We start from the raw sequence: 17,240 nt of genomic DNA, 5'->3' as shown, positions 1-17,240 counted from the left end.
CTTGAGGCCCTGATGTGACCCGCCGGGGTGGCGTGCCTCCTCCGGCTCGTCGACGCGCCGGCGCCGGTCACGGTCTCAGCGACGATCGGGGCGATTGTCATCTCGCTGATCGTGTTCGGCGTGCGGATGTGATTGGCCCCGAAGGAGCGCGGCGGGAAGAAGGCGGGAAAGCGGTTGCTCGTGGGGCGAGCATTCGCTACTCGTCGTCGTCGGCGGACCGGCCCGGGTGGGCGGCGGCTCCCCCGATACGCCCCCGGACTGTGATCGACGGCGAGTGACGGGTGGACTCAGTTGGACCAAACAAGATGACCCCCGACCGCATTTCTGCTGGTCAGGGGCCGTTCTCGCACCTGGTGGCGGGTAGAAAATCCGAACCTCTGTAGCTTTCGAGACGGATTTACAGAGCGCCAACGCCGCCCTGACCAGCACTAGCGCCCCTCGCCCACATAGAACGACACGGAGACGACACAACTTTTCCGCGGAAGGGTGAGGTCGTTGCCGAGGCTCAGCCGGCGGGCACCGCGTGTGCCCGTCGGTTTGTCCGCCCGGTCGACACCCGGCCCATAGCCTGGCTTCATGGCCGAATCGGACGGGCAGTCGCAGAGCGTCCGCACGGTGATCGTGGCCGGCTCCGTCAACGTCGCTGTCGCCGTGGCCAAGGTGGTTGCGGGTCTGCTGGCGGGTTCGGCGGCCATGCTGTCGGAAGCCGCGCATTCGTTCGCCGACACCACGACCGAGGTGCTGCTGTTCGTGGCGCTGCGTCGTGGCGGCCGCCGGGCCGACCCCGCGCGCCCTTTCGGCTACGGCCGGGAGAGCTACATCTGGGCCCTGCTCGCCGCGGTTTTCACGTTCGTCAGCGGCGCCGGCTTCTCCATCACCCACGGCGTGCACGTCATCGCAACGAACAAGGAGACTGGAGACTACATCGTCTCGTACGCGGTGCTGGTCGTCTCCTTCGTCCTGGAGTCGGTGTCCCTGACGCGCACGGTGCGGCAGGTACTGCGCCGGGCCAAGCGCTGGGGCATCAGTCCAGCTAGGGTCCTGCGGCGCACGCCCAACACCGCCATCAAGGCGGTGTTCCTGGAGGACATCGCCGCCCTGATCGGCCTGGGGTTGGCCGGTGCAGGCCTGGGGCTCGCCGAGCTGACCGGTGACCCGGTTTGGGATGGCATCGCATCGGTCGCCATCGGTGTACTGCTCCTCGTGGTGGCCACCATTCTGGCCCGCAACAACCTCGCCCTGCTTGTCGGCCGGTCAGCAAGGGAGCCAATTCAAGACGAGATTCGCCGGGAATTGGCCGCCCTGCCAAACGTGCAAGGCATCGTGGAGCTGCTGACCCTGCAGCTCGGTCCCGACGACATTCTCGTTGTCGCGAAGATTGACTTTGCCGACCAAGTCAGGGCGGCCGACATCGAGGACCTAGCCGACGACGCCAGACGACGGCTCACCGCGCTTAACCCGGCGATCCGGTTCGTCTTCCTCAGCCCGACGGGCGCCGGCTCCTGACCTGCGGGCAGTTGATGGCGGCTGGGCAGTCGGCGTTCTGCACGCTGTGTCGGCGTCGTCGAGCAGCCGCCGCGCTGCGTGGCAGTTATGCCGCCCTGTGGGGTCGACGGAGATCAGCTTCGTGGTGACCTCCGCGGTTGTCCGCTTGATCTCCTCCAGCACGGAGGGCCCCGCGACTAGGTTCCTCGCTCTTGGACGTTACCGGCTGCGGATTCACTGATCTGGCGGCCGGCCGCACCACCATCAGGTCGCCTGTGCGCCCCAGTTGCGCCCTTTGGACGGCACCGCGAGAGAGAGTCAGAGCTGGATCAAGAACTGCAGGTGTTGATGTCCTCCACAGAGGCCCGGGAGTGGCCATTTGGCGATTGCCGTGTCGGCACACGGACGCCCCGCAGCGTGGTACGAATGCCTCAACCTTTGCCCAAAGCCGGCAGAACGGGCGGCCCTGATGACGACGAGCGCGGCAGGAGAGCTGCTGCGGAGACCAGGGGATCCACGGGCAGCTTTCCTGGAACTGTTCTTCGACCTCGTGTTCGTCCTCGCCCTCGCCCGGCTCTCCCAGGCGCTGCTGGATCATCTCACCTGGAGCGGTGCCTACCAGACGCTGGTGTTGCTGCTGGCCCTCTGGTGGGTCTGGTCCCGCACGTCGGGAGTAACGGACAGGTTCGACCCGCAGCGACCGTCGATACAGCTGCTGGTCATCGCGTCCATGCTCGGCACTCTGGTGATGGCCGCCGCGGTGCCGGAGGCCTTCGGCGAGCGGGGCCTGGTTTTCGCGGGCGCGTACGTCGCCATCCTGATCGGCCAGGCCCTCTACTTCAAGATCGCTTTGCGTGGCCACGAGGCGCAGCGCGCCTTCGTGCGGCTACTCTTCTGGTCCGGCATATCCGCGGTGCCGTGGATCGCGGGGGCTCTCGCACACGACACGGCGCGTGTGGCGCTGTGGACGCTGGCGGTGGCGGTGGATTACACGGCGACCGCACTCCTCTTGCCCACACCGGGCTTCGGACGGATGAGGGCAGCAGAGCTTGCGATCCTTGGCGAGCACCTGGCCGAGCGCTACCGGCAGTTCTTCATCATCGCGCTCGGCGAGTTGATCCTGGTGACCGGGCTGGCGTTGAGCAGGAGCGGATTCGAGGCTGACCGGAGCGCGGCGGCCGTGGTGTCGTTCGCGGCCATCGTGCTGCTGTGGCGGATCTACATTTATCGGGCAGGTCAGTTGTTGGCCGCAGCCCTTACCGCGGCCCGCGACCCGCTCCGCGTCGGCCTGTTGGCGGTATACGCCCATGTGGTCATGGTGGCCGGCATCGTCGTAACCGCCGTCGGCGAGGAGGTTGTCATCGCCCACCCGCTCGTGCACACACAGCCGTCCTGGGTCGCCGTCATCCTCGGCGGACCCGCACTGTTCCTGGCCGGGCGTGCTCTCTTCGAATACCTGGTGTTCGGCCGCGTGTCCCGGGATCGGACGATCGGGCTGCTCGTGCTGGCCGCGGCGGCACCGGCGATGCTCCTGGTGCCGCCATTGGTGGCCGCCCTCGCCGCCACGGCGGTCCTGGCCGGGATTGCTGTCGCCGACGCCGCCCGCGCACGTGGGCGTCCACCCGAGGCGCCGTCGCCGCCCGGGTGACCATCGTAACGGGCCGCGGGTGGAGCAGCGCGGCGTAGCGGAGGGACATGTCGTGACCGATTGCGCCTTTGCCGGGCTGAGGCCGACTTGTCACACACCACGCCGTCCTTGTCTCGGTCGATCGGCGAAACCGGCGACGGGCCGGCGGACAGTGAGGTGGTTTGACCACCAGCAGAGCGGCCTGCCGTATCAGCCAGTCCATCCCCGCGACTGAATTGCCTGGTTCTTGACGCGGAGCCGCCCGGGCCAGAACGGCGGGAGATGACCGGGGGTATACCGCGACCACCGCCTCGCCCGTCCTCGCAGCAGCCAGCAGCGGCGCCGACCGTGGACGGGATGCCGTCGGCGCCCGTGATCCCACGGGGTGCTATGCCGGCTGCGGGCCGTCCGAGAACCGCAGGTGGTAGCGGCTTCCGTCCCACACTCCGAAGCGGCCGAACGCCTCAGCCTCCGGCCCGGTAAGAAACTGCGCCCCGCGGGCTACCTGGCCAGCAGGACGACCACCATCGCCAAGCACCCGAGCAGTAGGGTCACTGTGCCGAACACCGCATAGGGCCACCACTCGCCCGAGCGTTGCGGCCGTTGGGGAAGTGGCTGGGTTGGCAGGTTCCAGACGGCAGGTGCGGCAACGCCGTTGCGGCTGCCCGGCCAGCGCGGCGGTGGGGTACGAGGTGTCGAATTAGCCATAGGGGATGTCTCCCGACGGGCTTGATGGTGCGCTGTTCGGACCAGGTGCCGGGCGAGATCGCGGGGGGTGGTGCGGTCCCGCCCGTTCGTCAGGCCGCGCACCCGACCTTTCCATCATTTACAGGCGTCGCGGGAATGTGGGGCGTTACATCTACACTCGTCCGGCGCCGCCCCCTTCGCCGCCTTCGCCGCACTCACCGTGCGCGCACTCGGCTCGGGTACGGCCAGGAGCGGCAGGGCGTAGCGGTGGGCGCAAGTGATGCTCGGTTGCTCCGTTGCGCCGGGGCTGGGGACTTATCAGTCGCACACCACGCCGTCCTTGTTCCGGTCGATGTACCAGGCGTACTCGGGGTCGACGCCGCGGTAGTACGGGCCGTAGCCGGCGGTGTTGGCCTCTTTGCAGGTGCCGAATCGCGGGTCGGTCGTGGGCGCGGGTGGAGGCTTCGGCTGGGAACTGGTGGGCGCCGGCCGTGGCGTGCTGTGGGTGGCGGTCGGCTTCGGCCGGGCTGATGACGGGCTCGGCCGCGCCGCGGGCGTGGTCGGGGTAGCTCGTGTCGGTGTGGGCAGTTGCTGGAGGACGTTTGAGTCGGTGGTGGCGGTCGCGCCGCCGTCGGGGGGTGCAGCGGCGGAGGGGCCGGTCTGGGTGGGGCTGTTTCCGGCGGAGGGGCGGCTCGGTTCATCGTCGTTGAGGGCGATGAAACCCCCGCAGCAGCAGAGACTGAGGAGGACGCAGGCGGCGATCACCCATGGGACCGCCTTCTTCCTGGCTGATGGCGGGGGCTGGTAGATGGGTAGCTGGACGGTGTCACTCTGCGGCGCCCGGTGGGGTTCGGGGGTCATCAGTGGCGACTTTCTGCCGGTCGAGTAGGAGACGATCTGGTCGGCCAGGCCTGTTGCCTGGCCGACGGACAGCAGTATTTCTTGATTTCCTGTGTCGCGAGGACCGTGATGAGGCGCTCGGGTGTGGCGCCCGTGGCGCTCGGCGCGGTGAGAGCAACCCGCAGCGTCACCGGGTCGGGCGCCGGCGTCGCGCTGTGCGTCATGTGCGTCCAATTTGCTGTGCCTGGTTCGGGTTCGCGGATGCGGGCGGAGAGCGTGGACAGCACCTGCACCCCGGGCCTGGCCGGGTCAGGGAAGCGGCGGCAGGTCTGCGAGGGTAGTTGGCCGAGGTGGTCTCTGAACGGTGATGCGCTCGATAGCGACCCGCCAGGAGGCCGCCGCACGATCGGCGGTGTAAGCGACTGCCCGGCCTGCGGCTATGGGGGCGGTGGTGATGTCGTCGGCCATGACGCTCAGGGTCACCTCGCAGGTGCTTGTTTCGATCATGCCGCGCACGGTCGGCGCGATAACGCCTTCCCACCGGTGCTGAAGCAGCGTCAGCTGATCGCGCAGATCGTCGATGAATGCCGGCAGCGAGCCGTCCTCGGGTGCGGTGATCAAGAGGATGAGACTGACCTGAAAGACCTGCACGCAGGATTCACCCCTTTCCGCGATGAGAGCGGGTCCGGTCGGCGACCGCGGCTGCGGGCCCGAGCAGGTCCGACACGCCCTACCCCAGGTCGGGCTCTGCGCCGCCCCGGGCGGACCCAGTGGCCACGCTCGTACAGCTTCGCGGGGGAAGCGCTGACGGCGGTGGTGATGACCTGCTCGTGAAGGTGCTGCAGGTACCAGTCGAATCTGGGAACGGTCATGGGTACTTCCTCGACGGGGATGCCGGGTCGCGGCACACCGGCGGTGGTGAACACCGATTCCTCGATGCCCCGGCCGTACGTAGAGTACGTGCTTCACCACCAACCTGGAGGAATGCTCAAATCCCGGGCATTTCGGTGCCGCGCATGTCTTCCGTCCAAGGGCCGCCGGTCCACGGTGTTCCTTTCTCCTCGGCCAGCTCATCCTGGGTGCGGAAGGTCAGCGTCTTCCCGCTGTGCCACGCCGGTCACCTCGACGCCGAACGGATCTACCTCATCGACCGGGGCGCCGCCGCCATCGCCATGCACACCGGCGACGGCACCCGTGTTGCCTCCTATCGGCTCGCCGGCTGCCTGACCCCGCCCAGCGTGGACCGCGGTCCACAGCTGCCCTGCGATCGCCGGCCGGCTGCGGGAGCGCCGCGGTGAACGCCCGCGCCCTCGCCGCGATCAGCGCTGCGGTGATCGCCGTGCTGCTGCTGTGCGCGGGCGGGATCGGCAGTCCGAACCAGTTGCTGGAGTGGGCACAGGCCAGCGATGCGACCAACAGGGCATCCGGCTTTCTGCCTGCCTTGACGTTGTTCAGGTGTCCGGATCTGCCGCCCACCGCGCGTGACATGACAGCCCCGGACGACTATCCGAACCGGTCAGCGAGCTTCGACAGCTTGCCGATAGCGGGGCCAGGTGCATCCGCCCTCCGAACCGGCTTCGCTGTACCCGCGGCTCACGGTTGACCGGCGCGCGAGCCTACCGACTCCATTGGCAACCGCGCACGAAGAACTACTTTCGTCCGTCTCGGACGAAAGTTCGGTTGAGTTGAAGGAAAGTTATAGACACGTCTACATGTCTTTTGTAGCGTCGGCCAGGTCGATGGTGTTTCGTCGCGGTTAACCGCGGCGTTGGCGGCCCTGGCTGCCGGCCGACATCTGACCGCACCTGTCCCCCTACCCCTGTCCTCCGCCCGTTCCCGACCACTCAGCCGCGAGGCCGTCGGCAACCTGCTCGACGCCGCGGTGGCGGCGTGCGTGGCGACGGGCGGCTCAGCCATGCCCGCACAGGTCCATCAAGGAGTTGTTGGCTTCCTCGACCCGCCCCGACCAGTCCCGAGCAAGGAGAGGCAGATGAAGAGACGACTCGCGCTCGCAGTAGCGGGTCTGACGACCATCGCGCTCGTCGCCACCCCCACCGTCGCGACGGCCGCGCCGACCAGCCCGCCGCCCGAGGGCGACTTCCAGAAGGTGACCCTCAACGACAACCCGGGCGAGCCGATGGACCTCGCGGTGCTGCCCGACCGCCGGGTGCTGCACGTGACCCGCGCCGGTGAGGTCCGGCTGCACGACCCGGACACCGGCCGCAACACGATCGCCGCGACCCTGGACGTCTACCGGCACGACGAGGAGGGCCTGCAGAACGTCGCGATCGACCCGAACTTCGGCAGGGCCGGCAACAACTGGGTCTACCTGTACTACTCCCCGCCCATGAACACCCCGGTCGACGACCCGTCGACGCCGAACGTCAACGAGGGCGACGCACCGGCCTGGGGCACCGCTGCGGACTTCGCGAAATTCAAGGGAGCCCTCCGGCTTTCCCGGTTCCGGCTGGTCAAGGACAAGCTGGACCTCACCACCGAGCAGCAGATCCTCGACGTACCGGTCGACCGGGGCATCTGCTGCCACGTCGGCGGCGACATCGGCTTCGACGCCGAGGGCAATCTGTACCTGTCCACCGGCGACGACACCAACCCCTTCGAGTCCGGTGGCTACGCGCCGCTGGACGAGCGCGCGGGCCGAAACCCGGCATACGACGCGCAGCGCACCTCGGCCAACACCAACGACCTGCGCGGCAAGATCCTGCGCATCAAGGTCGGCGCCAACGGCGGGTACAGCATCCCGGACGGAAACCTGTTCCCGCAGGGCACGGCCGGCACCCGTCCGGAGATCTACCTGATGGGCCTGCGCAACCCGTTCCGGATCGAGCTGAACCGCGAGACCGGCGAACTGTACGTCGCCGACTACTCGCCGGACGCGCGCCAGGCGGACCCGCTGCGCGGACCGGCCGGGCACGGCAAGTGGCTCGCCGCCCGCGAGGCCGGCAACTACGGGTGGCCCTACTGCGCCACCGCGGCGCTGCCGTACACCGACTACGACTTCGCGACGGGCGTGTCCGGGGCGCCGTTCAACTGCTCCGCGCCGGTCAACGAGTCGCCGCACAACACCGGCCTGCGGGAACTGCCGCCGGTGGCGCAGCCGCAGGTGTGGTACACCTACGGCCAGTCGGCGCAGTTCCCCGAGCTGGGCACCGGCGGCATCGGTCCGATGGCCGGGCCGGCGTACCAGTTCAGCCCGCCAGGGACGCAGGGGCACGCGCCGGTGGCGTGGCCGGCCTACTACGACGGCGTCCCGCTCCTGGCCGAGTGGACTCGCGACTACGTGAAGGGCCTGCGGCTGGACGCTGGCGGCGACCTGACCGGAATCGAGCCGGTGCTGCCGTCGTTCACGTTCGACAACCCGATGGACCTGGAGTTCGGTCCGGACGGGGCGCTCTACGTGCTGGAGTACGGCGACGGCTACTTCAGTGAGAACCCGGACGCGCAGCTGGCCCGGATCGACTACACGGGCTGGACGGGCAACCACACTCCGGCGCCGCAGGTCTCGGCCACGCCCACCGCCGGGCTCGCGCCGCTGACCGTCACGTTTTCCAGCGACGGCACCACGGATTATGACGGCGACCGGCTGAAGTTTGCGTGGGACTTCGACAACGACGGCAAGGTCGACTCGCGAGCGGCGAACCCGACGTTCACGTACCGGGACAACGGGCTCTACAACGCCACCCTGCGGGTGACCGACCCGGGTGGGCTCTCGGCCGCCGCGTCGGTGCCGGTGGTGGTCGGTAACGCCCCGCCGGTGGTGGAGCTCGTCAAGCCGGTCGCGGGCCAGCCCTTCGCCTTCGGCGACACCGTGCAGTTCGAGGTACGGGTGACCGACGACCAGCCGGTGGACTGCTCCCGGGTCAGCGTCACGTACATCCTCGGCCACGACACCCACGGGCACCCGCAGACCACCGCGAACGGCTGCACCGGCTCGATCCAGACGACGGTGCCGTCCGGTCACGACCCGGCGACCGACCACCTGACCGGGGTGTTCGTCGCGTCCTACACCGACCCCGGCGGTGACGGCCTGCCGTCCCTGACCGGCACCGATGAGGTCGTCCTCGTCCCCAGCGCATAACGTTCGAGAAGGAGAGAGCATGTGTTACGGACATGATGGGATGGCCGCGCTGCGGCGCTCCGTCGACCGGCGCAGCCTGCTGCGCGGCACGCTGGCCGCCGTCGGCGTCGGGCTCGCCTCGTCCGGCCTCGGCGCGACGGCCGCGTCGGCCACCGCCCACCGGACCGGACGGCACCACGTACCCCCGGGTCTGATCAGCATCCAGCTGTGGACCATGCGCGACGCCCTGGGGGGTGCGCCCGGCTACGACGCCACCCTCACCCACCTGGCCCGGATCGGATATCCGCGCGTGGAGCTGGCGCTCGGCTACTTCGGTCGGACCGCCGCCCAGCTGCGCCAGTTCCTGGACGGCATCGGCATCAGGGCCAGCTCCAGCCACGACGGGATCAGCGGTACTGCCGCGGAGCTGGAGCAGAAGGTCCAGAACGCGGTCACCCTGGGCCAGCAGTTCATGGTGGTGCCTTACCTGTACTCCGAGAGCACGGACGACTGGAAACGCTGGGCGGAGCAGATGAACGTCGAGGCCGCGGCGGCGCAGGCAGCCGGCCTGCGCTACGGCTACCACAACCACGCCCACGAGTTCACCATCGACCTCGGCGGCGGCAAGCGGCCGTGGGACGTGCTGACCGCCGAACTCGACCCGAAACTCGTGCACCTGGAGGTCGACCTCTACTGGGCGGTCACCGGCGGCATCAACTCCGGCGACGGCGTCGCGGACCCCGAGGGCTTCACCCTCGACGTCATCCGCTCCGCGCCGCAGCGCGTCCTGCAGTACCACGTCAAGGACCGGGACGAGACCACCGGCGACATGGCCGACCTGGGTACCGGGACCGTCGACTTCGCCCGGATCTTCCGCGAGCACTCGGTCCTGGAATACATCGTCGAGAACGACACGCCCGACGTGACACCGCAGCAGACGGCCGAGATCGGCTACCGCTACCTGCGCAAGCTGCGGTTCTGAGGAACCGCCGAGAGGAGTGCTGACGGGCACCAGGGCCGGCGGCCGGAAATGTGGGCTCTGGTGCCCGACCAGCATTTATTGTCGATATCAAACTGACCGCGATAACCACTCCCTCCTCGCGAGGAGAGTGGTTATCGGCATGCCATGAAACGACAGCAAGAAATGCGCCAACGCCGAATGCGGACGCCGTCGGAATATTGACCTGCCGAAATTGATCTCGTAGGGTTCAGGGCACGTGGAAAGCGCTTTCTTACCACCGACCCTCGCCAAGGAGCGCGTGTATGAGACGCCAACGCACGCTACTGTTCGCCCTGCTCGTGGCCGTCACACTTCTGTTGCCGAGCACCGCAGCGACCGCCGCCGAATCCGCGACCGCCGCCAATTTCCGGGTGCTGGTCTTCTCCAAGGTCACGAACTTCTACCACGACTCCATCCCGGCCGGCGTCGCCGCCATCCGGCAGCTCGGCGACCAACAGGGATTCGCCGTCGAGGCGACCACCGACGCGGGCGCGTTCACCGACGCCAACCTCGCCCGCTTCGACGCTCTCGTGTTCAACAACACCAACTCCACCCCGGCGTCCGGCGACCTCCTCGACGCCGACCAGCGGGCCGCGCTGCAGAGGTTCATCCGTAACGGCGGTGGCTGGGTCGGCCTGCACGCCGCGTCGGCCAGCGAGCGGAACTGGACCTGGTACGAGGGACTGGTCGGGACCATCTTCGACCAGCACCCGGACTTCTCCGCCACGGGCGGCACCTTCCCGGGCCGGATCAAGGTCCTCGACCACGCCCACCCGTCCACGAAGGACCTTCCGGAGCTCTGGGAGCGCAGCGAGGAGTGGTACAACTGGCGCACCAACCCCACCGGCAAGGTCCACACGCTCGCCCAGATCAAGGTGCGCGACGGCATTGCCGGGCTCGACGAGGGCACCGACCATGCCTACTCGTGGTGCCAGAACTACGACGGCGGGCGCTCCTGGTTCACCGCCGGCGGGCACAGCTCCTCGTCGTTCCAGGAGCCGGCCTTCCTCGCGCACCTGCTGGGCGGCATCAAGTGGGCCGCCGGCGCCGCCCCCGGTGACTGCGGCGCCACCAGGACCACCAACTTCGAGCGGATCCCCCTGGTCAACCAGGACCTCTCCGACCCGTTTGAACTGGCGGTGGCGCCGGACCGCCGGGTCTTCTACATCGAGCGCACCGGCGCGCTGAAGGTCGTCAACCAGGACACCCTCGCGGTCACCACGCTGCTGGACTTCGCCTACACGCCGGCGCAGACCAGTCAGTCCGACGGGCTGCTCGGCATGACTCTGGACCGACACTTCGCCGAGAACAACTGGCTCTATCTGCTCTGGTCCGACCGGGTGGAGAATCAGCTGAACCTGTCCCGCTTCACCGTCGACGGCGACAGCGTCAGCCTCGCCTCGGAGAAGCGCCTGCTCACGATCCCGACCTGGCGCGGTGAGGCTCGCGCCAACTCGCACATGGGCGGCTCGCTGACGATGGACCAGCAGGGCAACCTGTACGCCGCGATCGGTGACAACACCGACCCCTTCGAGTCCAGCGGCTTCACCCCGATCGACGAGCGAACCGGCCGTCGCGCGTACGACGCCCAGGGCACCGCCGGCAACACCAACGACCTGCGCGGCAAAATCCTGCGGATCAAGCCCCTACCCAACGGCAAGTACGCCATTCCCGACGGCAACCTGTTCGCCCCGGGCACGGCCCGCACCAAACCCGAGATCTATGCGATGGGTATGCGCAACCCGTTCCGCATCACCGTCGACTCCAAGACGAACGCGCTGCTCGTCGCCGACTACGGCCCCGACGCCCGGTCCGCCAACCCGGCCCGCGGACCGGAGGGCACGGTCGAGTTCAACCGGATCACCAGCGCCGGCAACTACGGCTGGCCCTACTGCATCGGCAACAACATCCCGTTCAACGACTACGACTTCGCCACCGCCACCTCGGGGCCGAAGTTCGACTGCGCCGCGCCGGTCAACGACTCCCCCAACAACACCGGCCTGACCAACCTCCCGGCAACCCGGCCGGCCCTAATCTCGTACGCCTACTCGGCCTCCCCGCAGTTCCCGGAGCTGGGCACGGGCGGCGGCGGCCCCATGAGCGGGCCCGTCTACGACTACGACCCGTCCAACAAGCGGCTGACCAAGTTCCCCCAGTACTACGAGGGCAAGTGGATCGTCTACGAGCTAACCCGCAGGTGGTTCAAGACGCTGTCGATCCACGACACCGCCCAGACGTTCAGCGATCCCCGCTTCGGCCCCACCAACGCCGGTGACCTGCAGTCCATCAACGGGATCCTCGGCAACATGTCGTGGATCCAGCCATTCGAGGCGGAGTTCGGGCCGGACGGCTCCCTCTACGTCATCGACTTCGGCGAGGGCAGCGGCAGCGGTCGGGGCGGCAGCAACGAGGGCGCCGGCATCTACCGCATCGACTACGTCGCCAACAGCCGGCCGCCAGTGGCCAAGCTGGCCGTCGACAAGGACAGCGGCCCGGCGCCACTGACCGTCGCCTTCTCCAGCGCCGGCTCCAGCGGGCCGGACGGCACCGCAATCCAGTACGCCTGGGACTTCGACGGCAACGGCAGCATCGACTCCACCGCCGCCAACCCCAGCCACACCTACAGCACACCGGGGCGCTTCACCGCCCGGCTCACCGTCACCGCCACCAACGGGCAGACCGCCGTCGCCGTACAGGAGATCACGGCCGGCAACACGCGCCCGACGGTGACCCTCAGCGTCCCCGACGGGGCCTTCTTCGATTTCGGTGACCGCATCCCGTACACGGTGACGGTCACCGACCCGGAGGAGAGCACCATCGACTGCTCCAAGGTGGTCGTGCAGACCCAGCTCGGCCATGACTCACACGCCCACCCGCTGGACAACTACGTCGGGTGCGCCGGGGTGGCAGTGACCGAGAGCAACGGCGGCGACGGGCACGGCCCGGGACAGAACCTCTACACGCTGCTCTCCGCCCAGTACACCGACGGCGGGGCGAACGGGGCACCGAACCTGGTCGGCTCGACCCGGGCCGAGCTGCAGACCAAGAGCAAGGAGGCCGAGCACTTCGACGGCCAGAGCGGCATCCAGGTCCTCGACCGCGCCACAGCGAGCGCCGGCAAGCGCATCGGCGACATCGACAACGGCGAGTGGATCAACTTCGGCCCGGTCAACCTCCGCAACATCGACTCGGTCACCTTCGGAGTCGCCTCGGGCAGCAGCGGCGGCGACATCGAGATCAGGGCCGACTCCCCCACCGGCCAACTCCTCGGCCGGGCCACCATCGGCGGCACCGGCGGCTGGGACAACGTCGTCTCGCCCACCGTCGAGCTGACCGATCCGGGCCGCACAACCACCCTCTACCTCGCCTTCCTCAACCCGAACCAGACCGGTGGCACCCCCGACCTGATGGCGCTGGACTGGCTGCGCTTCAACGGCGCCGGGGTACGCGAACAGACCGACGCCACCGTTTCGGCCTCGGCCACGCCCACCACCGGCACCGCGCCGCTGGCGGTCGCCTTCGCCGGCACAGCCTCGCCGGCGGCCGGACGCACCATCACGGATCACGCGTGGGACTTCGGCGACAACTCAGCCGTCGCGCACGGGGCGTCGGCCAGTCACACGTACGCCCGCCGAGGCACGTACACGGCACGACTGACCGTCACCGACAGCGTCGGGGCGACGACGTCCTCGATCGTGGTCGTGACGGTGAGCTGAGCGCCACGGGTGGCGGGGCGGAACGCCGCCCCGCCACCACCGACCCGGCGCGGCCCCGACAGCCTCCAGCAACCGCCATCCGTGGCGCTGCCCTCGATGGCCTCCACCTGCCCCTCCGACTTCCGGGAGACACACGATGAACTCCAGCTCCGCCCGCCCGTCCCACCATCGACCGCGAGCCCGTCACCTCGCCGTGTTGCTCGCAGCGACACTCCTGCCGCTCACCGCGGCTCCGGCGTCGGCCGCCGAACCCGACACGTCCGCCGCGGAACAGGTCGCCGCCGACCTCTGCCCGTGGGGCTACACCACCTCGTCCACGGTCTTCTTCGGCCGTGCCGGCGCCGACTCAGGCGTACCCAACCGCGACCTCGGCAACGGGTGCACCATCCTGGACGCCGTCTGGGCGAACGCCCCGTTCGCCGACCACGGCAGCTTCGTGAGCACCGTCAGCGGCCTGACCAACACGCTCCGGCAGGACGACGTCATCACACCGCAGGAGAGCGCGAGCATCGTACGAGCGGCAGCCAGCTCCGAGATCGGCACACCGCAGCCGGCATCGGGGACCCGCGCGCTACCCGACGACCGCATCGGCCTCGTCCTCTACACGGTCCGGGCCACCATGTCGAGCGCACCCGAAGCCACCCTCGGCGCGCTCGCCGCCTGCGGCTACCGCAACGCGGAACCCTCGGGCGCGGTCAACAACTTCTACGGCAGGACGGCCACCGCGCTCGCGCCCCTGGTGGCCGACGCCGGACTGTCCGTTCCCTCCATCGGGATCGGCCTCGGCGACCTTCAGAACAACCTCGACGGCGTCATCGCCAACGCCAAGGCGTTCGGCGCGAAGTACGTTCGCATCTCCGGATCGGGCTCCTGGACCCTGGCCGACTACTCCAGGGTGGCCGCGACCCTCAACACCGTCGGCGCCACGCTCAAGCAGGCCGGCATCACCGTCGCGTACCACAACCACGGCTTCGAGTTCACCGCCCAGAACGGCGTACGCGGCTACGACGTGCTGGTCCGCGAGACCGACCCGAACCTGGTGGCGATGGAGCTCGACCTCTACTGGGCGGCCAGCGTCGGCGTCGATCCGGTGGAGCTGATCAAGCAGTACCCGGGCCGGTTCTCGCTGTTCCACGTCAAGGACATGGCCGCCGACGGCTCCTTCGCCGACGTGGGCGAGGGCACCATCGACTTCGCCCGCATCTTCGCCTACAGCCAGATGAGCGGAGTCGGCCTCTACCTGACCGAGAACGACAGCCCCCGCCCGGACGGCGTCTCGTCCGCCTGCGACAGCTACGCAAACCTCCGCGCCCTGCGCTACTGACAACTCCCACAGATTCGCCCGCTCCGGCCGATCCGGCGTGTCGGCTGGAGCGGGCGATCTTCTGCCTAGTGCTCTGACCACGAACGTTCACGGTGTTGGGGTCAGGCTGCTCGGGTGGCGGGTTGGCCCCATCGTCGTTGGCGTTCGCTGCGGATGCGGGCGCGTTCGCGGCGTTGGGCGGCCAGGACGTCGGGGTGGCGGGCGTTGGCGTTGCGCCAGCGTAGGTAGGCCTGCAGCCGACGGGCCAGGACGGTGTGGTTGGGGTGGTTCGAGCCGGCGATCACGAAGGTGCGTAGCGGCCCGAACTGGGCCTCGATCGGGTTGGCCCAGGAGGCGTAGGTCGGGGTGAAGCAGAGTTTGACCTTGTTCCGGGCCGCCCACCTGCGAATCTTGAGACCTTTGTGCGCGGACAGGTTGTCCAGGATTACGTAGATCGGCGCCCCGTCCGGACGCGCGGCGCGGATCGACGTGAGTGCGGCCAGGGTGTTCGCGGCACTCTTGCGGCGCCGCACGACGCCCCAGAGTTGGTCGTCACCGACGGAGTAGCAGCCGTGGAACTGCCGGACCCCGTGCAGCTTGTGGTAGTTCGCGGGCAACCGGTGCGGGTGCCCGGCCGGCGCCCAACCTGCGCCGGCCTGCGGACGGATCACCAGGGGCCCGAACTCGTCGAACGCGAACACCCGCTGCGGGAAACAGGTGCTCACGTACTCGATCCGGGCGAGTTTGGCGTCGCGCTGCGGATCCGTGGACTCCTTCCACGTCTTGGTCCGCTGGAAGGTGATCCGGTGCCGGTGCAGGATCTGCCGCAGCCGTTCCCGCTCGATCCGGACCCGGCGGGTGGAATGAGCGCGCAGGTGATCGGCGAGCTTGCGGATGCTCCAGCGGGTGAACGGACGCCCCAGTTTCTCGGGGCGGGTGTTGGCCGTCTCGACGATGAACTGTTCCTCGTCAGGACTGATCTGGCGGGGACGGCCACCCGCCCACTGAGACACCCCATGCCGATTCGGTGTCAAGCAGAGCCAACCGACTGGTGCGTCCAGGCGGTGTTTTCGTCGTAAGCGGTGCCGGTCTTGAGGCAGCCGTGCAGGATGCCGACCAGTCGGTTGGCGACTTGCCGCAAGGCCCGGCCGTGGTCGACGTCGCGGGCCCGTTGTTTGTCGTAGTAGGCGCGGGCGCCGGGTGAGCCGTTGATGGCCGAGAACGCCTGGGCGTGCAGCGCGTCGACCAAGCGGTCGTTGTGCACGAATCGGGCCATGACCACCTTGCTCCTGCCGGATGCCCGGGTAACCGGGCTGGTCGCGGCATAGTTCTTGCGCGCCTTGGCGCTGGCGTAACGGTCAGGGTCGTCGCCGAACTCCGCCAGCAGCCGAGCTCCGGTAACCACACCGATGCCTGGCTGTGACCGATAGACGCCGGCCTGCGGGTGCTCGATGAAATGCGCCTCGACCTGCCGTTCCAGCTGCTTGATCTGAGTGTTGAAGACAGTGATCACCGCGCTCAGCGCGGCAACCGTCGCGGCGTAAGCCTCAGTAACCGCTGCTGAGCGGCCAAGGTGTTCACTGCGCAGGGCTGCGGTGATGGCCGCGGCTTTGTTGTGGACTTTGTGCCGGTGGCCCCGCCGCAGCGCCGCGACGACCACCTCGATGTCCCAGTGCCGCTGCCTGTGCTGGAGATGGCGCAGCCTGCAGCAACTCAAGAGTGTCGGCGCCGGCCAGCCCCAACTTCTCGTAGGCGACCAACGCGGCCGGGAAGTACTCCCGTAGTGCCGACCGCAGCCGAAGCATCGCGCGGGTTCGTTCCCAGACCATCGTCTGATGCGCCCGGGCGACCACCTTGATCGCTTGAGCTGACGACGTGTCGCCGGCCACCGGGCGCAGCTGCGCCCGGTCGATGCGGACCATGTCCGCCAAGGCGTGCGCGTCGCCCTTGTCGCTCTTGGCTCCCGAAACGCCGTAACGCTCCTTGAACCGGCTCGCCTGCTTCGGGTTGATCGCGAAGACCTGATAGCCGGCAGCGATCAGCGCTTCGACCCACGGTCCCCGATCGGTCTCGATACCCACCACCACGCTCACATCGCCTCGGCCTTCCCCGGCGCCTTCCGACCCAGCTACACGTTCGGCAACCATGGCGTGAAGCCCGGCAATCCCTATGATTCCTTCGGGAAGCCGTCGCCGCGCCAGCACTCGTCCGGCCTCGTCTTGCAGCTCCACGTCATGGTGGTCCTCGGCCCAGTCATCACCGACGAACAGCAACGTTGCCTTCCTCACCCTCGATGGCATCGACCAGCAGCCAGGAGGAGGACAGCACGCGCCCTAATGGATCAGTGCTCATCCCGAGCGGCATCCAACGCTCGGACGGCACGACACCCCATCAACGGTCAAGCCTCCCCGGGACACCGACGGGGGCACGGTCTCAGTGCAGGACTCAACGTCCAGGGTCCAAGAGTGCTCACCCGCCAGCGGCTACCGCCCGAGTCTCCCGCAGCA

10 protein-coding genes and 2 pseudogenes are annotated in these 17,240 nt (G+C 68.6%); 8 read left to right on the top strand and 4 right to left on the bottom strand.

Going from position 1 to position 17,240, the window contains the following annotated elements; genetic code table 11:
- The first annotated feature begins 576 nt into the window (after positions 1-576).
- Entirely contained in the window at positions 577-1,506 is a 930-nt protein-coding gene (locus tag BUS84_RS03700) for a cation diffusion facilitator family transporter (RefSeq protein WP_074308759.1), read from the top strand.
- A gap of 358 nt (positions 1,507-1,864) precedes the next feature.
- Positions 1,865-3,133: a low temperature requirement protein A gene (locus BUS84_RS03695; protein ID WP_244298357.1), complete on the top strand. Its 1,269-nt coding sequence runs from the start codon at positions 1,865-1,867 to the stop codon at positions 3,131-3,133.
- A 984-nt stretch (positions 3,134-4,117) separates the two neighbouring features.
- On the opposite strand, the gene BUS84_RS03690 is transcribed toward BUS84_RS03695, so the two are convergent.
- Positions 4,118-4,660, bottom strand: a complete 543-nt coding sequence (locus tag BUS84_RS03690; RefSeq protein ID WP_074308753.1) for an excalibur calcium-binding domain-containing protein — start codon at positions 4,658-4,660, stop codon at positions 4,118-4,120.
- A gap of 288 nt (positions 4,661-4,948) precedes the next feature.
- Positions 4,949-5,290, bottom strand: a complete 342-nt coding sequence (locus tag BUS84_RS03685) for a hypothetical protein (protein WP_074308751.1) — start codon at positions 5,288-5,290, stop codon at positions 4,949-4,951.
- 428 nt (positions 5,291-5,718) lie between these two features.
- Between BUS84_RS03685 and BUS84_RS03680 the strand changes: the two genes are divergently transcribed.
- The 6 genes from BUS84_RS03680 to BUS84_RS03660 all read left to right on the top strand — a co-directional run bounded on the left by BUS84_RS03680 (position 5,719) and on the right by BUS84_RS03660 (position 14,754).
- Positions 5,719-5,937, top strand: a complete 219-nt coding sequence (locus BUS84_RS03680; protein ID WP_074308749.1) for a hypothetical protein — start codon at positions 5,719-5,721, stop codon at positions 5,935-5,937.
- Positions 5,934-6,242, top strand: a complete 309-nt coding sequence (locus BUS84_RS37225) for a hypothetical protein (RefSeq protein ID WP_143728215.1) — start codon at positions 5,934-5,936, stop codon at positions 6,240-6,242. Before BUS84_RS03680 ends, BUS84_RS37225 begins: the two co-directional genes overlap by 4 nt.
- Positions 6,243-6,629: 387 nt before the next feature.
- Positions 6,630-8,735, top strand: coding sequence for a PQQ-dependent sugar dehydrogenase (locus BUS84_RS03675; protein WP_074308747.1), 2,106 nt, complete (start codon positions 6,630-6,632; stop codon positions 8,733-8,735).
- Positions 8,736-8,754: 19 nt separating this feature from the next.
- A complete protein-coding gene (locus tag BUS84_RS03670; RefSeq protein ID WP_074308745.1) occupies positions 8,755-9,696 on the top strand; it encodes a sugar phosphate isomerase/epimerase family protein in 942 nt (313 codons plus the stop codon).
- A 281-nt stretch (positions 9,697-9,977) separates the two neighbouring features.
- Positions 9,978-13,430 (top strand): ThuA domain-containing protein, encoded by a 3,453-nt coding sequence (locus tag BUS84_RS03665; RefSeq protein ID WP_074308743.1) that lies wholly within the window; start codon positions 9,978-9,980, stop codon positions 13,428-13,430.
- Positions 13,431-13,626: 196 nt separating this feature from the next.
- Positions 13,627-14,754 (top strand): sugar phosphate isomerase/epimerase family protein, encoded by a 1,128-nt coding sequence (locus tag BUS84_RS03660; RefSeq protein WP_208869510.1) that lies wholly within the window; start codon positions 13,627-13,629, stop codon positions 14,752-14,754.
- Positions 14,755-14,855: 101 nt separating this feature from the next.
- On the opposite strand, the pseudogene BUS84_RS03655 reads toward BUS84_RS03660, so the two are convergent.
- Positions 14,856-15,740, bottom strand: a pseudogene (locus BUS84_RS03655) (IS630 family transposase); the annotation flags it as partial.
- A gap of 23 nt (positions 15,741-15,763) precedes the next feature.
- Positions 15,764-17,006: pseudogene (locus tag BUS84_RS03650) on the bottom strand (IS110 family RNA-guided transposase).
- Between the last annotated feature and the right edge of the window lie 234 nt (positions 17,007-17,240).

This window comes from Micromonospora cremea (assembly GCF_900143515.1).
GTDB classification, from domain to species: Bacteria; Actinomycetota; Actinomycetes; order Mycobacteriales; family Micromonosporaceae; genus Micromonospora; species Micromonospora cremea.
This window is presented reverse-complemented; position numbering and strand designations above follow the sequence as displayed.